Annotated in this window: 16 protein-coding genes, 1 tRNA gene and 1 pseudogene; 13 read left to right on the plus strand and 5 right to left on the minus strand. The window is 69.4% G+C overall.

Features of this window, described 5'->3' with window-relative positions; all coding sequences use genetic code 11:
- The first annotated feature begins 90 nt into the window (after positions 1 to 90).
- Positions 91 to 1,563: an MFS transporter gene (locus KY5_RS36360; protein ID WP_098246194.1), complete on the plus strand. Its 1,473-nt coding sequence runs from the start codon at positions 91 to 93 to the stop codon at positions 1,561 to 1,563.
- On the opposite strand, the gene KY5_RS36365 is transcribed toward KY5_RS36360, so the two are convergent.
- Together KY5_RS36365 and KY5_RS36370 are read right to left on the minus strand one after the other, a co-directional pair.
- Positions 1,517 to 2,443, minus strand: a complete 927-nt coding sequence (locus KY5_RS36365) for a transketolase family protein (protein ID WP_098246195.1) — start codon at positions 2,441 to 2,443, stop codon at positions 1,517 to 1,519. The genes KY5_RS36360 and KY5_RS36365 overlap by 47 nt on opposite strands.
- 60 nt (positions 2,444 to 2,503) lie before the next feature.
- The gene (locus KY5_RS36370) at positions 2,504 to 3,226 is read right to left on the minus strand and encodes a transketolase (RefSeq protein ID WP_098246196.1); all 723 of its coding nucleotides are present in this window, start codon (positions 3,224 to 3,226) and stop codon (positions 2,504 to 2,506) included.
- A 149-nt stretch (positions 3,227 to 3,375) separates the two neighbouring features.
- Between KY5_RS36370 and KY5_RS36375 the strand changes: the two genes are divergently transcribed.
- Positions 3,376 to 3,449 (plus strand) — tRNA-Pro (locus tag KY5_RS36375).
- 123 nt (positions 3,450 to 3,572) lie between these two features.
- Here KY5_RS36375 and KY5_RS36380 read toward each other — a convergent pair.
- Positions 3,573 to 4,466, minus strand: a complete 894-nt coding sequence (locus KY5_RS36380) for a tyrosine-type recombinase/integrase (protein WP_234363028.1) — start codon at positions 4,464 to 4,466, stop codon at positions 3,573 to 3,575.
- Between the two features lie 1,868 nt (positions 4,467 to 6,334).
- Here KY5_RS36380 and KY5_RS36390 point away from each other — a divergent pair.
- From KY5_RS36390 to KY5_RS36410, 5 genes and pseudogenes are all read left to right on the plus strand, one after another.
- Positions 6,335 to 7,174, plus strand: a pseudogene (locus KY5_RS36390) (heavy metal translocating P-type ATPase); the annotation flags it as partial.
- Positions 7,158 to 7,418 carry a hypothetical protein gene (locus KY5_RS36395; RefSeq protein WP_324965841.1) on the plus strand — a complete coding sequence of 87 codons (261 nt, stop codon included), beginning with the start codon at positions 7,158 to 7,160 and terminating at the stop codon, positions 7,416 to 7,418. The pseudogene KY5_RS36390 and the gene KY5_RS36395, both read left to right, overlap by 17 nt.
- 70 nt (positions 7,419 to 7,488) lie before the next feature.
- Positions 7,489 to 8,394, plus strand: coding sequence for a universal stress protein (locus tag KY5_RS36400; RefSeq protein WP_098246198.1), 906 nt, complete (start codon positions 7,489 to 7,491; stop codon positions 8,392 to 8,394).
- A gap of 119 nt (positions 8,395 to 8,513) precedes the next feature.
- Entirely contained in the window at positions 8,514 to 8,993 is a 480-nt protein-coding gene (locus KY5_RS36405; protein WP_098246199.1) for a flavodoxin domain-containing protein, read from the plus strand.
- An 86-nt stretch (positions 8,994 to 9,079) separates the two neighbouring features.
- A complete protein-coding gene (locus tag KY5_RS36410) occupies positions 9,080 to 9,625 on the plus strand; it encodes a hypothetical protein (RefSeq protein ID WP_098246200.1) in 546 nt (181 codons plus the stop codon).
- Here the strand turns inward: KY5_RS36410 and KY5_RS36415 are convergent.
- The gene (locus KY5_RS36415) at positions 9,582 to 10,499 is read right to left on the minus strand and encodes an IS5 family transposase (protein WP_234363029.1); all 918 of its coding nucleotides are present in this window, start codon (positions 10,497 to 10,499) and stop codon (positions 9,582 to 9,584) included. The genes KY5_RS36410 and KY5_RS36415 overlap by 44 nt on opposite strands.
- A 254-nt stretch (positions 10,500 to 10,753) precedes the next feature.
- Positions 10,754 to 11,908, minus strand: coding sequence for a 3-oxoacyl-[acyl-carrier-protein] synthase III C-terminal domain-containing protein (locus KY5_RS36420; RefSeq protein WP_098246201.1), 1,155 nt, complete (start codon positions 11,906 to 11,908; stop codon positions 10,754 to 10,756).
- A gap of 276 nt (positions 11,909 to 12,184) precedes the next feature.
- Here KY5_RS36420 and KY5_RS36425 point away from each other — a divergent pair, with 276 nt between their 5' ends.
- From KY5_RS36425 to KY5_RS36450, 6 genes are all read left to right on the plus strand, one after another.
- Positions 12,185 to 13,147, plus strand: coding sequence for an acyl-ACP desaturase (locus KY5_RS36425; protein WP_098246202.1), 963 nt, complete (start codon positions 12,185 to 12,187; stop codon positions 13,145 to 13,147).
- Complete coding sequence (locus KY5_RS36430; RefSeq protein WP_098246203.1) at positions 13,144 to 13,413, plus strand: acyl carrier protein; 270 nt, start codon at positions 13,144 to 13,146, stop codon at positions 13,411 to 13,413. Before KY5_RS36425 ends, KY5_RS36430 begins: the two co-directional genes overlap by 4 nt.
- A complete protein-coding gene (locus KY5_RS36435; protein ID WP_098246204.1) occupies positions 13,403 to 14,626 on the plus strand; it encodes a beta-ketoacyl-[acyl-carrier-protein] synthase family protein in 1,224 nt (407 codons plus the stop codon). Before KY5_RS36430 ends, KY5_RS36435 begins: the two co-directional genes overlap by 11 nt.
- 307 nt (positions 14,627 to 14,933) lie before the next feature.
- Positions 14,934 to 15,245: a hypothetical protein gene (locus KY5_RS42330; RefSeq protein WP_199843735.1), complete on the plus strand. Its 312-nt coding sequence runs from the start codon at positions 14,934 to 14,936 to the stop codon at positions 15,243 to 15,245.
- 319 nt (positions 15,246 to 15,564) lie between these two features.
- Complete coding sequence (locus KY5_RS36445; protein WP_098246205.1) at positions 15,565 to 16,404, plus strand: universal stress protein; 840 nt, start codon at positions 15,565 to 15,567, stop codon at positions 16,402 to 16,404.
- 19 nt (positions 16,405 to 16,423) lie between these two features.
- Positions 16,424 to 16,942, plus strand: coding sequence for a hypothetical protein (locus KY5_RS36450; protein WP_159072679.1), 519 nt, complete (start codon positions 16,424 to 16,426; stop codon positions 16,940 to 16,942).
- The last annotated feature ends 105 nt before the right edge of the window (positions 16,943 to 17,047 follow it).

The raw sequence follows: 17,047 nt of genomic DNA on the forward strand, positions 1-17,047 counted from the left end.
TCAGGGCTGGGCCGAGCAGAGCCGAGTGAAAGAGAGCGCTGTCTTTCCGCCGTGGCATGATCCCCCCAGTGCCGTCGGGAGGGGATCGGGATGGGGCCGGGGAAGCGGAGCGGTACGGCGCGCCACGGCGGCTGGAGGGCGCGCCGTCGCACCCGGTCGACGCGTCACGGGACCCGGGCGACGCGTCACGGCACCCGGGCGACGCGTCACACCATCTGGTCGCGGGACTTCGGACTGTTCTTCGCCGCCCGCGCCGTGGCCAAGCTCGGCGACACCATGCTGCCCGTCGCCCTCGCGGCGGGCCTCCTCGAACACGGTCACGGCGCGGGGGCCGTGGGCCTCGCGATGGCCGCGACGACCGTCTGTTTCGCGGGTCTCGTCATCTTCGGCGGGGTCTTCGCCGACCGGTTCAGCACCCGCCTGCTGATGATCGGCGCCGATGCCGTCCGGCTCGTCACCCAGGCGCTCGCGGCGGTTTTCTTCTTCACCGGCCACGTCGTCCTGTGGCAGATCTGCCTGATCGGCGCGGTCAACGGAGCGGCCGCCGCCCTCTTCCAGCCGGGCGTCGCGAGCACGGTCCCGCGGCTCGCCGCCGACGTCCAGAAGGCCAACGGCGCGATACGCGTGGCCGAGTCGACGGCGTCCCTCGCGGGCCCCGCCGTCGCCGGTGTCCTGGTGGGCCTCGCCTCGCCGGGCGCGGTCTTCGCCGCGCACGCGGGGACGTACGCGCTGAGCGCCCTCTGCCTCGTCCTGCTCCGGCTGCCGCCCGCGCTGCCGGGCTCGCTCCCGGACAGCGAGGGCTTCCGGGCCGATCTGGTGCAGGGCTGGCGGGAGTTCAGGGCCCGCACCTGGCTGTGGGGCGTGATCGCCATCTTCGGCGTACTGATGATCACGACCAGCGGACCGACCGTGCCGCTGGTGGCCACCCTCGTCGTCCAGGAGCACGGTTCGGGCGCGTACGGCCTGGTCAACTCGGCACTTGGCGCGGGCACCGTCGTCGGCGGCCTGATCGCCCTGCGGCTGCGCCCCCGCCGCATGCTGCGCGCCGGGTCCCTCGCCCTCTTCGGCTACTGCGCCTTCCCGACGGCGGTCGGCGCCCGGCTCGGCGTCCCGCTGATGGCGCTCGGCGCGGCCGTCGCGGGCGCCGGGATCTCGTTCTGGGGCGTGATGTGGGCGACGAGCGTGCAGACCCAGGTCCCGCCGGACGTCCTCAACCGCATCCACGCCTACGACGTGGCGGGCTCGCTCGCCCTGCTCCCGGTCGGCCAGGCACTCGCGGGTCCCGCCGCGAGTGCCTTCGGTGCCGAGCGGGTGCTGATCACGGGCGGCGTGATGGCGGGCGTGGTGTGCCTCGTACTGCTCTCGGTGCCCGCTATCCGCGGCCTGGTCCGCGTCGAGCCCGCCTACGGAGGACTGCCGGCGGGCGCGGCGGGCGCGGCGGGCGCGGCGGGTGCGGCGGGTGCGACAGGCGTGATGGGCGCGACAGACACGACGGGCGCGACGGGCGGTCCGGCCGCTACGACACCACCCCGGCCCGCGTCCGCTCGCCCAGGAAGCCGGTGATGCGCCCGCGCAGCGACGCCGCGTCGAGCCCGTGCGCGGCCGTGTGCTCCTCCACGGTCCCGTAGCGGCGCAGCTCGCGGCGGCCGACGCCCAGACCGAGCACCCGGTGCGGCAGATCCGCGAGCGCGTCGTTCACCGCGCTCGTCGAGGTGCCCGCGAGGTACGGCTCGACGATCACGACGTCGGCGGACGGCCCGGCCCCGACGGCGCGGCGCAGCGCCTCCTCGTCGAAGGGGCGCACGGTCGTCGCGTACAGCACGCTCACATCGAGCCCCTCGGTCGCGGCGAGCACCTGGTCGAGCATCGGCCCGACCGCGACGACCACGCCGGAGCGCCCCTCGCGCACGGGCAGGAAGCGCGCTCCGTCGACCGCGAGGGCCTGCTCGTTCGCCTGCACCGACAGACGTACGTACACCTTGTCGTCACCCGCGGCGACGGCGTGCCGCAGCAGCGCCTCGGCCTCGTCGGGGTGGCCGGGCACGTGCACGGTCCAGCCGTCGAGGGTGTCGAGCAGGGCCACGTCACCGGGCGACATGTGGGTGAAGCCGCCCGCGGGCCAGTCGTACGACGCCGCGGCGCTGACCAGGACCCCGCCCACGCCCTGGTGCCCGAAGTCGAGCTTGATCTGCTCGAACGGCCGCTCGACGAGGAAGCTGGCGAAGGTGTGCACGACGGGTCGCAGCCCGGCGAGCGCGAGCCCGGCGCCCGCCCCCACGAGCAGCTGCTCCCTGATGCCCACGTTGATCACCCGGTCCGGGTGGTCGCGCATCGCCTCGGTGAAGCCGTCCTTGCCGATCTCGGCCAGAACGACGGCGACGCGGGGATCCTCGTCGAGCAGCCGGGTGAGAACGGGGGCGAGGCGGTCACGCATGGTGTCCATGACAGAACGGTCCTTCCGGTATGTGCGTACGCGGGGTGGTGGTGGAGGGGTGGTGTCGGCTCACGCGGACTTGGGCTCGCCCGCGTACTCCTTGGGCTCGACCCGGGCGACCACCACGCGCGGCCGCCCGGGATGCGGCGCGGTGAAGGCGGCGTACAGCGCCTCGTGGTCCCGCCCGTCGACGGTCTCGGCGGACCAGCCCGCCGCCTCGAACCTGGCGGCGATCCCGCCGGGCCGCGCGTAGCTGGCGGAGGCGTTGTCGATCACCAGGACGTGCAGTCGCTCGAGCCCGGCGGGCCCGGCGTAGGCCACGGCCTCGTGGTTGCTGCCCTCGTCCATCTCGGCGTCCCCGACGAGCACCCACACGCGGGCCTCGGACTGCCCGCGCGCCTTGAGCCCGAGCGCCGTCCCCACGGCGAGCGGCAGTCCGTGCCCCAGCGACCCGCTGCCGATCTCGGCCCCCGGCACGAGCACCCGGTCGGGGTGGTGCCCGAGCGGCGAGTCGTACGACCCGAAGTCCTCAAGCCACTCCACGGGCAGGAATCCCTTGGCCGCGAGCACCGCGTAGTACGCCATCGGCCCGTGCCCCTTGGAGAGCAGGAACCGGTCGCGCCCCGGGTCGTCCATGCGCTCAGGTGTGACGTCGAGCACGCGGTCGTAGAGCACCCAGAGCGCGTCGAGCGTCGATGTGGCGGCGGGGCCGTGCTTCTCCGCCCCCGTCATCCGCCCCATGAGGCGGGGCAGATCTGCGTAGTCGTATGCGGGTTCCGTGGTCGTCGTCATGCCGAGAAGCGTGCAACTTAAACCGCACTTGAGGTCAACAGGGACCCGCCCTGCGGCCGGCCGCCGAAAGGAGTGAGCGATCACGGTCCGGAGTGCGGTATTGTTTCGGTGCGCGTTCGGCCAGGGGAAAGCCCAGGTCAGACGGGCATCGGGACGTGGCGCAGCTTGGTAGCGCACTTGACTGGGGGTCAAGGGGTCGCAGGTTCAAATCCTGTCGTCCCGACTGGTGACAGTCGCAGGTCAGGGCCGGTATCGGAGGTATCCGATACCGGCCCTTGATCGTTTTTGGGGACCAGTTGGGGACCAGTTGGGGACCAGTGAGGGGCCAAGAGTCCTTGACCCGGGGTCAGCGGGTCTTGACGATCGGGCTCGGCAGCGAGCGGGGTGCGCGCAGCACGTTGAGGTGTGCGGAGAGCGCTGCCCCGGCGGCCGTGATCTTGTGTACGTCGGGGTGCAGGTAGCGCTGAGTGGTGATCAGGGACCCGTGGCCGGCGATGCGTCGCAGGACGTGGACCGGCACGCCTGCGTCGGCGAACCAGGTCAGCCCGGTATGCCGCAGGTCATGGCGGCGCAGGTGCTCGTAGCCGAGCTTGGTGACGACGTCGTCCCAGTGCGTGGCGTCGCGCAGGACGGCGGTGGAGATGCGTCCGCCGCGCGGGCCGGTGAACAGGCGGGCATCGGGGTCGGGGTCGGCGGACAGGATGCGCTGGGCGACCAGGGGACGGATCTCCTCGATGATGGGGACCTTGCGGGCTCGTTTGCCCTTGGTGCCCTTGTCGGTGAGCCCGCCCGGTGCGGGTGTGGTCTGGCGCCGCACGGTCCAGATCCACTGGTTGGTGTCGATGTCCCCGACGCGGCAGCCTGAGACCTCGCCGATCCGTGCGGCGGTGCACGCGGCGAAGACGACCACGTCTCCCCAGCCGCGGTACTGGTCGTGGGAGGCAGTAACGAGCGCGTCGGCCAGCGCGACGAGGGTCTCCCAGTCGGGCAGCGCCAGTGCCCGTGGGTCGAGGAGTTCGTCCTCGGCCTGCTTGTAGAGCTTCTGCCAGCCGGTCACCCGGGCGGGGTTGACCTTGATGATGCCGTCGCGGACCGCCTGTTCCATGACGCGGACCAGGACGGCGATGGTGTTCTTCACCGTGGAGCGGCTGTGCTCGTCGGCGATCCAGTTCTGCACGGTGCGGTCGAGCGCACCGTTGGTGATCATCCGGACCGCGAGGTGACCCAGGGTGGGGACCACACGCACTCGCCACCCTGAGAGATAGGGGTCCAGCGTCTTCAACTCCAGCCCGCGCAGGGCGAGATCCATATTCGCTTCGCCGTATTCGGCGAGCTTTATGGTGGCCAGAGACGGGGACAAGCCGGCTTGCGCGGCCTCGATGACAGACTCGAGCCACTCCTGCGCTTCTTCCTCGCTGCTCTTCCCCTCCGACAGCGACTGGCGGCGTTTGCTGGCGGGATCGAACCACCGGACACGTGCCCGGTAAGGAGTGGGGCGATCTGGGCGGTGTTCGATGTCGGTGGAGATTCGCACGCCGACAGGCACGTTGGTCCTATCGGACATTGAGCCCCTTGGTAGGGACGGTGCGCCGGCTGTGCAGCCATTCCTCGACATCGAGGGCGCTATACACGACGACGCGCTCTGAGACCGTGACGAAAGGCGGTCCCTGCGGAGGCCGCGCGGTGCGCCAGCGGCGCAGGGTTGAGGCGTCTACGTGCAGACGAGCGGCGAGGTGATTGGTGGAATACCAGTCGTTGTTGAGGAGGAACGTCTGGCTATCGGTAGCGATGGCACGGTGGTGGGGAGCTGCAGAGTGCGCTGCGACCTCCTTTTCGCGAAGTGGGTTGGTAGCGGCATTTGTTGCTGTCGACTTGTTGGGCAAGTGCGAGTGTTCTCCGGGGGGTACGGAACACTAGACGGACCTGTGGAAGAGTCCAGAGACCAACGGCATAGTTCGCGAATGGGGAACGCGACGCTGCGGCTTCTGGGCTGGCAAGGGTGAAACGCCTTTACTGTCGCTTAGGTCCGTTGCTGTGCTCGGTAGTGGCCATTGGAGAAACAATGGTCCTCAGGATCACCGGTTTGGGTAACCGGCGATCACGAGCTATCATGGTCGGCTTTGACGGGGTGGGTCGGCAGACCTCAAGCGCCATCTGTCCGACTGGGCATAGGCGTCGACTGCTGCAGGCAGTCGTCTTCCCTGCAGGAACGCGTGCTTCGCGGACGGCTAGCGGCTGGTGGGAATCCTGCGTCTTAGCTGGGTAACCGGCGATCAGTCGCCGCCCTGCTTGAACGGACTTTGAGTGCCAGGCAGGCGGGTATGGAGGTCACCAAGGTCCCGGGAGTCTTGACGCTGCTATCACGCTCGTTCTGATTGGGCGTCAAGTGTGTTGTCACGTCATTGCCTAATGAATGCCGGGTAGTTCCCAGATGCCGTGCACTGATAGGCCGAGCAGCACGCGGTGCTGCTTATCGGTGACCACGACACTGGCTCTGCAGCCGGAGACCGGAGCACCAGTACGGCCAGACCGTCGACATCGAATCGATGGGGCGTGGTCCATCCGGCTGCGGCCAGAGCGAGTTCGTCCTCGACGGGGGTGATGTCGCGGCGGTCGGCGGGCACGGTGTCCGCGAGCGGCGTGATGATGTAGATGGCGCCGTCGGGGCGCAGATACTCAGGCAGGCGGGGGGGAGGAGGACCCGGGGGCGGTTTCGCAGGAAGGCGTGGCTGAGGCGGGTGGCGATCAGGTCGTACGCGCCATGAGGGCGGTCGGCGAGGGAGCCGCTTCGTGGAGATCCGGTTCCAGGTGCCGTTGACGTACTCGAAGACCATGAGCGCCGTTCGGTCGAAGGCGCGAGCGTGCTCGGGTCGTTGTACTCCGAGGTCGTCGTGTTGACCATGAGGAAGCGTCCCGGCGAGGAGACCGCAAGCGCCGTGGGCTGGTGACCGTTGGGCCGCCGTAACCCGACCCTCCAAGTCTTCCATCTTGACGCCGACCGATCATGGGGAGCACGTCTCCGCTGGCAGTTCGGGCCTGAAGCAGAGCAGGGCGGCCGCTCTCAGGCGCTGGCTATCACGATGGGACACAGCAGCACGACCACGTCTTCTGAACACCGCAGTCACGGTTCTGCAGCTCGAATTGGTTCTCCTGACCGGCACTGCGGCAGTCCTGACGGCTGGCGGCGTCGCCTGGCTCACCGGTGCCCGCGGTCTCGCCGACGTGTTCTGGGAGTTGGGCACCGTGGCTGCCGTCATCCCCGCGGTCGGATGGGTGCTGGCCGCACTGCGACGAGGACAGGCCGGTGTTGACCTCATCGCCGTATTCGCGCTTGGCGGCACCTTGGCCGCAGGTGAATACCTGGTCGGCGCGCTGATCGCGCTCATGCTCGCCACCGACCGCACCGTGGAAGCCGCCGCCCGACGGCGCGCCTCCCACGACCTCCGTGACCTGCTCGAACACGCCCCGCGCTCCGCACACCGACGCACGGACACCGGTATGGCCACCGTACCGCTGAGAGAAGTTGCCATCAGTGACCTGCTCGTCGTTTGCTCGGGGGGAGTCGTACCCGTCGACGGCCGGGTGGAAAGCGCCGCCGCCGTCCTCGACGAGTCGGGTGCTCACCGGTGAACCCTCCAGGTCACACGGGGCCGGGACGAAGGGGTATGCAGCGGTGCGGTCAACGCCGGGGGCGCCTTCGAACTCCGCGCCATCGCCACTGAGCAGGACAGCACCTACGCCGGAATCGTCCGACTGGCCCAGCAGGCCGGTGCCGAGTGCGCACCGATCGTGCGGCTGGCCGACCGCTATGCGGCGTGGTTCCTTCCCTTGTCCCTCGTGGTGGCGGGGCTGACCAGCGGATCCGCGGTCCGAGCGGTCGCCGTTCTGGTCATCGCCACCCCTTGCCCCCTGCTGCCCGGAGCTGTTCACGGTGGTGCTCGGCACGCTCAAGAACGCGAGCGTGCTGTGCCCTCTGTTCTCCGCGTTCGGCCCCGACCCCGTGGCCCAGCGCATGGGCCTGGGAAACGCCAGGGTCCTGGTCGCCATCGAGGCTCTGTACCGGAGCAAGGTCGCACCGATCCGGGACCGGCTGGCCGACCTCGAACACGTGCTGGTCATCGACGAACGGCGGCACGAATTTCCCGGCGCCCAGCAGGCGTATTCGACGGGCGCCGGGCCCAATTGGACCTGACTGGGGACCAGTTGGCCCCTGCGCGATTCCGGCGTGCGGCGTAAAGCTGGTGGCACAGGAGGTGGGAACGATGCTTCAACCGATCGCGGTAGGAGTGGACGGCTCGCCGGAGAGTGTTGCCGCGGCCGACTGGGGGGCTCGTGAGGCGCTGCGCCGAGGCGCGCCGCTGCGACTCGTACATGCCTGGGAGGGGCTGCCCGCAGACGATTACCCCGTCACGCTGCCCGAGTTGAAAGTCCCGCAGTACTGGGCTCGGCGGGTGCTCCGTACGACGCGGGACCGGCTCGGCGAGCGCTATCCGCAGGTGTACACGAGCGCCGAACAGATCCGGAAGCCGCCGGTGCCCGCCCTGTTGGCCGTGGCCGAGACGGCTCAGCTACTCGTCCTCGGCCACGAAGGACTCGGTGGGATCAGCGGAGTCCTCGCCGGTTCCGTCGCCCGCTCGGTGGTCGACCGCGCACTGAACCCGGTGATCCTGATCCGCGCGGGCTACGGCACCCAGGACGAGCATGTGCCCGATGCCGACGGGCAGCCATCGGAAAGTGCTCCGTGTCGGCATGTCGTCGTGGCCCTCGACCTCGGCAACGACTGCGACGCACTCCTCGGGTTCGCCTTCGAAGCTGCTCAGAGCCGGAGCACGCCGCTGTGCGTCCTGCACGCCTGGAATCTGCACGATGGTGTGAAGAGCCTGTCCGACAGGGAACTTCCGGTCGGTTCCCCTGCCCAGCGCGAAGCCGAGTGGGCGCTGGCCGCGGTGCTCGAACCGTGGCGTGCCAAGTATCCAACGGTGGTCGTACGGTCCCGCGCGGAAGCCGCTCGCCCCGGGCACGCGGTCACCAGCGCAGCGCGGGGCGCGGGTCTGCTGGTGGTAGGGCGCCGGATCCGGCGCGGGGCGCTGGGAGCGCACTCGGGCCGCGTCACGCACCTCGCCATGCACCACGTGCGGTGCCCCGTCGCCGTGGTCGCGCACGACTGACTCCGCCCAGATCGAGTTCTTCTGGCCTGCGCGAGTCGGCCAACATGCGAGTGCGGGCGCACGACTTGCAAGCAGGCAGGCACCGTGAAGGGCAACAGCGGCGCACAACGAGGTGGGACATGGACGTTCCGGTGGGATACGCCACCGCACACGGTTCGACCCGAGAGATCGCCGAGTATGTCGCGGTACGGATGGCGCGCACCGGGCTGAAAGCCGAAGCCCGGTCCATGGCGGACGTGGATGACCCCGGCGTGTACGGGGCGTACGTCCTCGGCAGCGCCGTTCACGGGCAGGCATGGCTGGAGCAGGCCAAGGAGTTTCTGCGTCTCAACGGCGACCTCCTCCAGACGCGGCCGGTGTGGGTCTTCAGCGTGGGGATGCCCGCCGCTCTGCGCGGGCCCTGGCGGAAATCGGCGGCGCGCAAGGAACGCGACGTGGTCGGGGCGGACCTTCCCGGCGACGTCCCATACCGGAGCCACCGGCTTCTGTCAGGAGTCATCCGCCCCGGCCACCTTCCCCTCACCGGCAGGCTGATCTTCCGTCTGATGGGCTGCCGGTACGGGGACTTCCGTGAGTGGCTGTTGTCTTTCCGGGCTTGAGGGCTGTGTTTTCGCTGTTCGGGCATGGGATCGGCGGTCTCGGGGAGTGGTGACGTGTCGTGTCGTCGCTCTGGTGGAGGTCGGGAATGCCGTCGGTCGTGGGGCTGCTGGAACAACGTGAGCTGACCGCCCGCCGTCGTGTGGACACGCTGCGGGAGGAGGCGGACCGTATCCAGGCCGAGCTGGTCGCGGCCGAGCGGGAGTGGAACGAGTGGGTCATCGCCCGCTCACGCGTCGGCGAGGTGCTTTCCCCGGGCGAAGAGAGCGTCACCGGTCCGAACGCCGCCGAGGAGCCGTCGGACCGTGGTGAACCGCCCGCGCTGCCTGCATCTTCGGAGGCGACGAAGCCGAAGTCGGTGGTGCCGATGTGGCGTGTGGGCCTGGCCTGGTCGGCACTGTCGGCGGACTACCAGCGCATCCTGCAGGCTCTCGCGGACCGGGGCCGGCTCGGTCAAGGCCCGCTGACCTGCAAGGAGATGGCCAGCTGCTTCGGCCTGGACCCGGTGCCCGCGAAGATCGAGGCCCTACGGTCGAAGGCGAAGCGGCTGACAGCGCGCGGGTGGCTGGCCGAGCCGGCACCGGGACGGTTCACGCTCGCGAAGGCCGTCGCCGAGCCAGGCGCCGGGTCATGAGCATCGTCGCCGACCAGTAGACCATCGCCTCCGCGCTGCCGGTGGACCGCTCGAAGTCCCGCGCCAGGCGGCGACTTCGCATCAGGTGGGCGAAGAACCTCTCCACGATCCACCGCTTGGGCAGCACGACGAAGCCGCGCATGTCGTCACTGCGTTTCACGATCGCCAGGACCAGAGCGAGGGCGGCCAGGCAGTGCCCGACGAGGCTGCCGGTGTAGCCGTCGTCGGCCCAGACCAGCGCCAGCAGGTGGTGCGCTGCCGAGACCTGGGCGAGCAGAACCTGGGCGGCGACGCGGTCGCCGACGTCCGCGGCGGTGACCATCACTCCCAGCAGCAGGCCGAGGGTGTCGACCACGGCGTGCCGCTTGCGGCCGTTGATCAATTTCCCGCCGTCGAAGCCGCGGCTGTCGGCGCCGACGACGGCGTCCGCCTTGACGGACTGGGAGTCGATCACGCCCGCGCTCGGCTCCGTATCCCGACCGGCCCGCTCGCGGACCTTGCGGCGGAGCCGGTCGTGGAACTCCCGGACCAGACCGCGCTCGCGCCAGCGGCGGAAGAAGACGTAGACCCGGTCCCACGGCGGGAAGTCGGCCGGCATCGCCCGCCACTTCACTCCGTTGTCGACGAGGTAGCGGATCGCGTCCAACATCGCACGGTGGCAGTACGACTCCGGCTGCCCGCCCCGCCCGCGCAGCCAGCCCGGCACCGGCAGCAGCGGCCGCACCACCGCCCACTCCGCATCGGACATGTCGGTGGGGTAGCGGCGCTCGCGCACGCCGTGGTCGGCGGCGTTCCCGAACCGGTGTGCCAGGCAGTCACACGCGAGAGTGACCGAAGTGGACCCCGCTTCCGCGATGCCGTAGAACTGCGACAACAGGGCCTCCTGGATTGCTCTTTGGCGTAGACACCCTTCGAGCTACCAAGAGGCCCTGCTTTCATGCACGACAGCCGCCGCACTCAGCCGAACGAGACTCCCGTTCGATTGGCGTCCCTCAAGATCGGAACGAGAACAGCCACTTGCGAGATGCCTTGTCGATTGTGCTGAGGGAGCGTAGAGGACTCACCTCATCGCGGGTCGCAAGGTATCTCTTCGCCCCCCGCACCGGAGATCAGCTGGTGGATTCGGGCTCAGCGAGCATCCAGCGGGCGGGGTACGGGCGGGTGCGAAGCCGTGACTTCGCCGGGGATGCTGATGGGCGCGATGAAGCCCCCGCGTTCGGGCCCGGCCCCCACCACGGAGAAGCAGGCGAGGTCGCCGTTGGTGATCTCCTTGTTGAGGACGTCGGCGTAGAAAAGGGTGGGGGTTGCTGCGGAAACGAGGTTTCCGAGCTGCCGGACATTGGTCGGCGCCTTTCCCGGAGGAAGGTCGGCGAGCCGGGCGAAGTCCTCCACCAGGGCCGGGCCTGCCTGGTGCGTGTAGATCCTGCGCACGACATTGGCGTAATCGGGCAGGGTGCCGTTGAAGGCCTGGTGGTTGAGCATCATGCCCCCCGCGTAATAGCTGGCCAGGGCCTTGCCGTTTAGGCCGAAGGCGGACAGTTCCGCGGATCCGGGTCGGCCCGGCGGGTGGTCGATCCCCCCTCCGGGGTAGTGCACCAGGGGGTCGAGGAATCCCGGCTCCTCTCCGAAGGAGTGGGAGTCCCGGGAGTACAGGCAGATCCCCGGGCTGTCGCGGCGTCGTTCGAACACCATTGCGGTGCAGGCGTCGGAGAAGAGTGCGCCGGTACACCAGAGGGTGTTGGCGAAAGGGTGGTGGTTGTTCTCGACATAGGTCGTCAGCGGGCGGCCGTCGGCGTCAATGGCCCACGGGCTTCCCAGGTTGTAGCAGATGATGAGGGCGTTCTCGATGTTCATGCGGCCCAGCAGAGCAGCCGCCCGGCCGAGTCCGGCGCAGCCGGCTCCCAGTTGGAGCGGCGCCACCGAGTCGGGGACCCCGATCTCCCGGGCCAGCGTGAAGCCGTCCTGGTCCAGCATGATCTGGTGGGGCGAACAGGTGGAAATGACGATGTGCTCGACGGCGTCCGGTTCGAGGTGGGCCGACGCGAGTGCCTTGCGGGCCACCTCGACGATGGTCTCCATTCTCGCGAATCGCTGCTGCTCGGCATCCCAACTTTTTCCGTGCACTCCCAGGATTCGTTTGATGTCTTTTCCGCTGACATGTGATCCCTTGAGGTGCCGGTGCGGAATACGCGCCAGATCCGCCCATTCTTCGACAGTCATCACTTCGCCGATCTGGGCATGAACCCCTGCGACCGCGTAGGGGAAAGGCGAGGTGCGGGTCATGAAGAAATACCTTCCGGATGGCCGCCGGACCTAACTCGACCGGAGCGCGCGGGACGTTCGCGACGATTCTGGCCGCTGGATCAGGGCGCCGTCCACCGGCAGCAGGCAAAACGAAGAAGGATCACTCGAACTACTGAAGCCATTTACCTCGACGTAACAAATGTATGGAAACTGCCCGTTGCACCTATCGAGTGGTAGATCGTTTCCTGCACTCCGAACGCGCGTTGTCCCCACGGGGAAAAGGTTCAGGCTCATTGAGACAGAGAGGGGAGTGAGGTGCGTCTCGCGGAGGAGGAGGGTGTACTGCGGGAGCTGGAGCCGTCGGTCGAGCGGCTCCTGGAGCGTCACCTGAGCGTGGCGCGCGACTGGCTGCCGCACCAGTACGTGCCGTGGAGCGCGGCACGGGACTTCGACGGCCCACTGGAAGGATCGGCCTGGGCGCCGGAGCAGTCGGCGCTGCCGCAGGCGGTGCAGGACGCGCTCCTCATCAATCTGCTCACCGAGGACAACCTGCCGAGCTACCACTTCGAAATCGCCTCGCGTTTCGGGCGGGACGGCGCCTGGGGCACGTGGGTGCACCGGTGGACCGCCGAGGAGGGTCGGCACGCAGATGTGATGCGGGCCTACGTCCATGCGCGTCGCGCGGTGGATCCCGTGGTCCTGGAGGAGCTGCGGATGCGCCACGTGGGGACCGGCTACAGCAGTGACCTGCCGACACTCCTGCATGCGCTGGCGTACGTCACCGTCCAGGAGCTGGCCACCCGGCAGGCCCACCGCAATGTCGCGGCGGCCTGCGGAGACCGGGTGGGCGAGCAGTTGATGGCCAGGATCGCGGCGGACGAGAACCTGCACATGCTGTTCTACCGGGAGTTGTACGCCGAGGCGCTCGCCCTGTACCCGGACGCCGGGCTGGTCGCCCTCGCGGATGTGCTGTGCGACTTCCAGATGCCCGGAGCCACCATTCCGGGCTTCCGAGCGCGAGCCGTGCGGGTCGCGGCCTCGGGAATCTTCAATCTGGACGTCCACCACGAGCACGTGGTGCAGCCACTCCTGCGTGCGCTGGGCGTGATGGCGCTGCCCCGGCTCGGCCCGGCCGGCGCCCAAGCGCAGGAACGAATCGGACTGCACCTGGAACGGCTCACCGCGCAGGCATCCCGCGCCCGCGAGCTCTACGCACGCATGAAGGCGGGCGGCAGCCCGCTTCCCGTCGACATCACAGACCGGAGGACCCTGACATGACACAGGCACAGAAACCGACAGCGCAGCCCGAACTGTCCGAACGCTTCGTCACCCTGCTGACCAGCATCCTCGACAGGGAACCGGAGCCGGGCGAGCTCTCCCCCCACACGACGTTCGAGAGCCTCGACATGGACTCCCTGTACCTTATGGAGCTGGTGGTGGCCGCGGAGCAGGAGTTCGGGATCGTCCTCCCGGACGACGCGATGGATCTCTCCCCTTCCTCCACCCTCGCCGACGCCACCCGGGTGTTCCAGCGTGCGACCTGAGATCGCCGTCACCGGCCTGGGCCTGGTGACTCCGGCAGGAAACACGGCGGAGGAGAACTGGGCGGCCCTGTGCCGGGGCCGCTCGCTGGCCGCCCGCGACCCCGAACTGGACGGGCTGCCAGTCGACTTCTCCTGCCAGGTCACCGGATTCGACGCAGTCGGCGAACTCGGCCGGTCGCAGGCCCGACGCACGGACCGCTTCGTCCAGTTCGCCATGGTCGCCGCGCGCCGCGCCGTCGGCAACGCCGGCCTCGATCCAAGTACCTGGCGGGGCGAACGGGTCGGCGTCGTCCTGGGCGTCGGCTCGAACAGCCTGAGCACGTACGTCACCGAGTTCTGCCATCTCGGTGCCGGACAGCCGGAGCGGGTCTCGCCGCTGGCGCTGCCGCGCAGCGTGCCGAACATGGCCGCGGGCGAGGTGGCGATCGACCTGGATGCCCGGGGCCCCAACTTCACCACGGCCAGCGCGTGCGCGTCCGGGGCGACCGCGATCGGCGTCGCACGGGACCTGTTGCGGTCGGGCACCTGCGACATCGTCCTGACCGGGGGGAGCGAGTCGGCGCGGTCCCGGATGACGGCCACCTGTTTCACCCGGATGCGAGCCCTGTCCCGGCGCGGCGCGGAACCCCACCTGGCCAGTCGGCCGTTCGACGCGGCGCGCGACGGCTTCGTCCTCGGCGAGGGCGCGGCCGTCCTCGTCCTCGAACGCCTCTCGCACGCCCGCGCCCGGCAAGCACCCGTGATGGCCCTGCTGCGCGGCTACGGAGCCGGAAGCGACGCACACCATCCCGTCGCCCCGCACCCCGACGGCGAGGGCGCCGCCAGGTCGATCGGCGCAGCCCTGCAGGACGCGGGATGCGCGCCCCGCGACATCGGCCTGGTCAACGCCCACGGCACCTCCACCCCGCTGAACGATGCCGCCGAGGCTGCCGCGCTCACCCGCGTCTTCGGCCTCGACGTCCCACCGGTCACCGCCTCCAAGGGCGTGATCGGCCACGCCCTGGGAGCCGCCGGCGCCATCCAGGCGGCGTACACGGTCCTCGCCCTGCGCCATCAGATGGTCCCGCCCACCGCGAACTTCCAAGGGCAGGACGGGGAGCACAAGCTGGACGTAGTGGCCGGCGCTCCCCGCCCGACGGTCAAGGACGCGGCGATCAGCTGCTCCTTCGGATTCGGCGGGCAGAACGCGGTGCTGCTGTTCACCGGACCCTGAGCTTGTTCAGCCGTGTCCGATGCACTTGAGGGGGTGCATCGCTCGGCGGCCGTGACCAGCAGGGTGAATGGTCGTGTCGGCAGCGGGTGAAACGTGAAACGAGGACCACGGACGGCGAATCAACAGCGGCCCGCTCTGCGATCTCTTGATCATTCTGACTTCATGGGTCTGGAGTCAGGAGGAAGTGGCTGCTGTCTTTCCGGGCTTGAGGGCTGTGTTTTCGCTGTTCGGGCATGGGGTCGGTGGTCTCGGGGAGTGGTGACGTGTCGTGTCGTCGCTCATATGGAGGCCGGGTACGCCGTCGGCTGTGGGGCTGCTGGAACAGCGTGAGTTGACCGTCCACCATCGTGTGGATGCGCTGCGGGAGCAGGCGGACCGCATCCAGGCCGAGCTGGTCGCGGCCGAACGGGAGTGGAACGAGTGGGTCATCGCCCGCTCATGCGTCGGCGAGGCGTTGTCCCCGAGCGAAGGAGACACCACCGGCCCGGCCGCCGACAAGGAGCCGTCGGATCGCGGCGAATCGCCCGCGCTGCCCGCGTCAAGCGACCGAAGTGGACCCCACTCCCGCGATGCCGTAGGACTGCGGCAACAGGGCCTCCTGGATCGCTCACTGGCGTAGACACCCTTCGCGCTACCAAGAGGCCCTGCTTTCATGCACGGCAGCCACGGCGCTCACCCAATTGAGACTCCCGTTCGACCGACGGCTCTCAAGATCGGAACGACAACAGTCACTGACTGGGCGGCCATCGATGCCTGGGCGGACCACATCGCCGAGAAGTTGGCCCGTACGTGAGCTACTCAGGCCCACCTCTTCACCACGTGCCGATTCCGTGAGGGACGTTAGGGCCCTTCTTCGGCCCATCCGGCCCCTGCGCGTACCGGACGGCGTGGCCGACCGTGGATTCCGGGGCTCCTGCTCTGCGCGGAGGTGAACTGCTATGGAGGTCAAGGTCGTTGTCGGAGTCGATGGATCGGCGCGCAGCCGCGCCGCCGCGGACTGGGCTGCACGGGAGGCCCTGTCGCGGAGGCTGCCGCTGCGGGTGGCCCACGTCTCTTCGTCGAGCGGGCGGGGACTGGTGGACAGCTGGCCCTACCGCCCCGAGACCGTGGCGGACAGCGTCGTGAGGGAGCTCGCCGCGCGGCACCCGGCGCTGAAGGTCGAGGGTGTGTGGCTGACGGGGGCGCCCGTCCCCGCCCTGGCCGCCTGTGCCGCGGGTGCTGCGGTGACGGTGCTCGGCTCGCGCGGTGCGGGTGGCTTCGCCGGTCTGGCCCTGGGCACGGTTGCCCAGGGCGTCGCCGCGTCCGTCCAAGGCCCGGTCGTCCTGGTGCCGAGCGGACTTGTCTGCGAAGGACCTAGGAGGCGGCCGGACAAGGTCACGCTCGGCCTCGATGCCCGCCATCCTGCCGATGACGCCGTCGACTTCGCGCTGGACGTCGCGGCGCGCAGGGGGGCGCGGCTCCACGCACTGTATGCGTGGGAGCTTCCGCTGCCCGCCGCCGAGCTGCTGCCTCTACCCGTACCGGAGGCGGACCGTGCCGACTGGGAGGACCACGAGGTGCAGCTCCTGTCCGACGCGCTGCGGCCGTGGCGCGACAAGTATCCGCAGGTGCGGATTCTGGAAGACGTCGCGCTGTTCGATCCGGCCAAGGCATTGGCGCGTGCCTCGGGCAGTGCCCAGATGATGGTGGTGGGGCGAGGGCGAGGGGACGGCCTCGGCCCGGTCGTGGACGCTTTGGTGCGGCAGGCCAAGTGCCCGGTGGCCGTGGTCCCGTCGTGACGGGAGGCGGGGTGCCGCTGTGACGATCGAGCAACGGAACGAACCGAACGAAGAGAACGATCGGCTGGGGACGAGCTGCGGGGTTGGGCGCCACATTCGTGAGGAGGCTTCCATGGGCAGTGTGCTTCTGGACGCGTCGACGTTGGAGCAACTGATCTCCGCGGCGATCGCGGCACCTTCCCTGTACAACACGCAGCCCTGGCGGTTCCGCCTGGCCCCGGACACTTCCACCGTCGAGATACACACCGTCGCCGAACGGGGCCTGCCGCACGTCGATCCGCATGGACGCGCCCTGCACCTGGCGGCCGGTGCCGCGGCCTTCAACCTGAGGGTCGCCATGGTCCCGACGTGCTGGTCACCGTACGCATCGCCGGTCTCGCGCGTCGTGGCATCGACGCCCCTCACCACGCGAAGCACACCCACGCTCCCACTGCAAGCCCCCAGCCGCTGTCAAAACTCAGCGACAGAGCCACAGGAGGCGTGCTGGTACGACGATGGCACGACGCATGTCGTCGAGGCACAGCTCGGTGCGCGGTGAGTGGCCCGTGACCTGACGCTGGGGTGCACGAACCGCTCGACCCTCGCGGGCGCACGTCGCCCTGGGTAACGTGTGCCAGGTGGAAGTCAGCGCACCGCGACGGCC

Source organism: Streptomyces formicae, from assembly GCF_002556545.1.
Lineage (GTDB): Bacteria > Actinomycetota > Actinomycetes > Streptomycetales > Streptomycetaceae > Streptomyces > Streptomyces formicae_A.

Excerpts from the sequence above, each read along its gene's own strand:
- KY5_RS36405 (WP_098246199.1), top strand. The coding sequence starts at position 8,514 with ATGGACGTTCCGGTGGGATACGCCACCGCACACGGTTCGACCCGAGAG.
- KY5_RS36420 (WP_098246201.1), bottom strand. The coding sequence starts at position 11,908 with ATGACCCGCACCTCGCCTTTCCCCTACGCGGTCGCAGGGGTTCATGCC.
- KY5_RS36430 (WP_098246203.1), top strand. The coding sequence starts at position 13,144 with ATGACACAGGCACAGAAACCGACAGCGCAGCCCGAACTGTCCGAACGC.
- KY5_RS36410 (WP_098246200.1), top strand. The coding sequence starts at position 9,080 with ATGCCGTCGGTCGTGGGGCTGCTGGAACAACGTGAGCTGACCGCCCGC.
- KY5_RS36360 (WP_098246194.1), top strand. The coding sequence starts at position 91 with ATGGGGCCGGGGAAGCGGAGCGGTACGGCGCGCCACGGCGGCTGGAGG.
- KY5_RS36370 (WP_098246196.1), bottom strand. The coding sequence starts at position 3,226 with ATGACGACGACCACGGAACCCGCATACGACTACGCAGATCTGCCCCGC.
- KY5_RS36400 (WP_098246198.1), top strand. The coding sequence starts at position 7,489 with ATGCTTCAACCGATCGCGGTAGGAGTGGACGGCTCGCCGGAGAGTGTT.
- KY5_RS36365 (WP_098246195.1), bottom strand. The coding sequence starts at position 2,443 with ATGGACACCATGCGTGACCGCCTCGCCCCCGTTCTCACCCGGCTGCTC.
- KY5_RS36445 (WP_098246205.1), top strand. The coding sequence starts at position 15,565 with ATGGAGGTCAAGGTCGTTGTCGGAGTCGATGGATCGGCGCGCAGCCGC.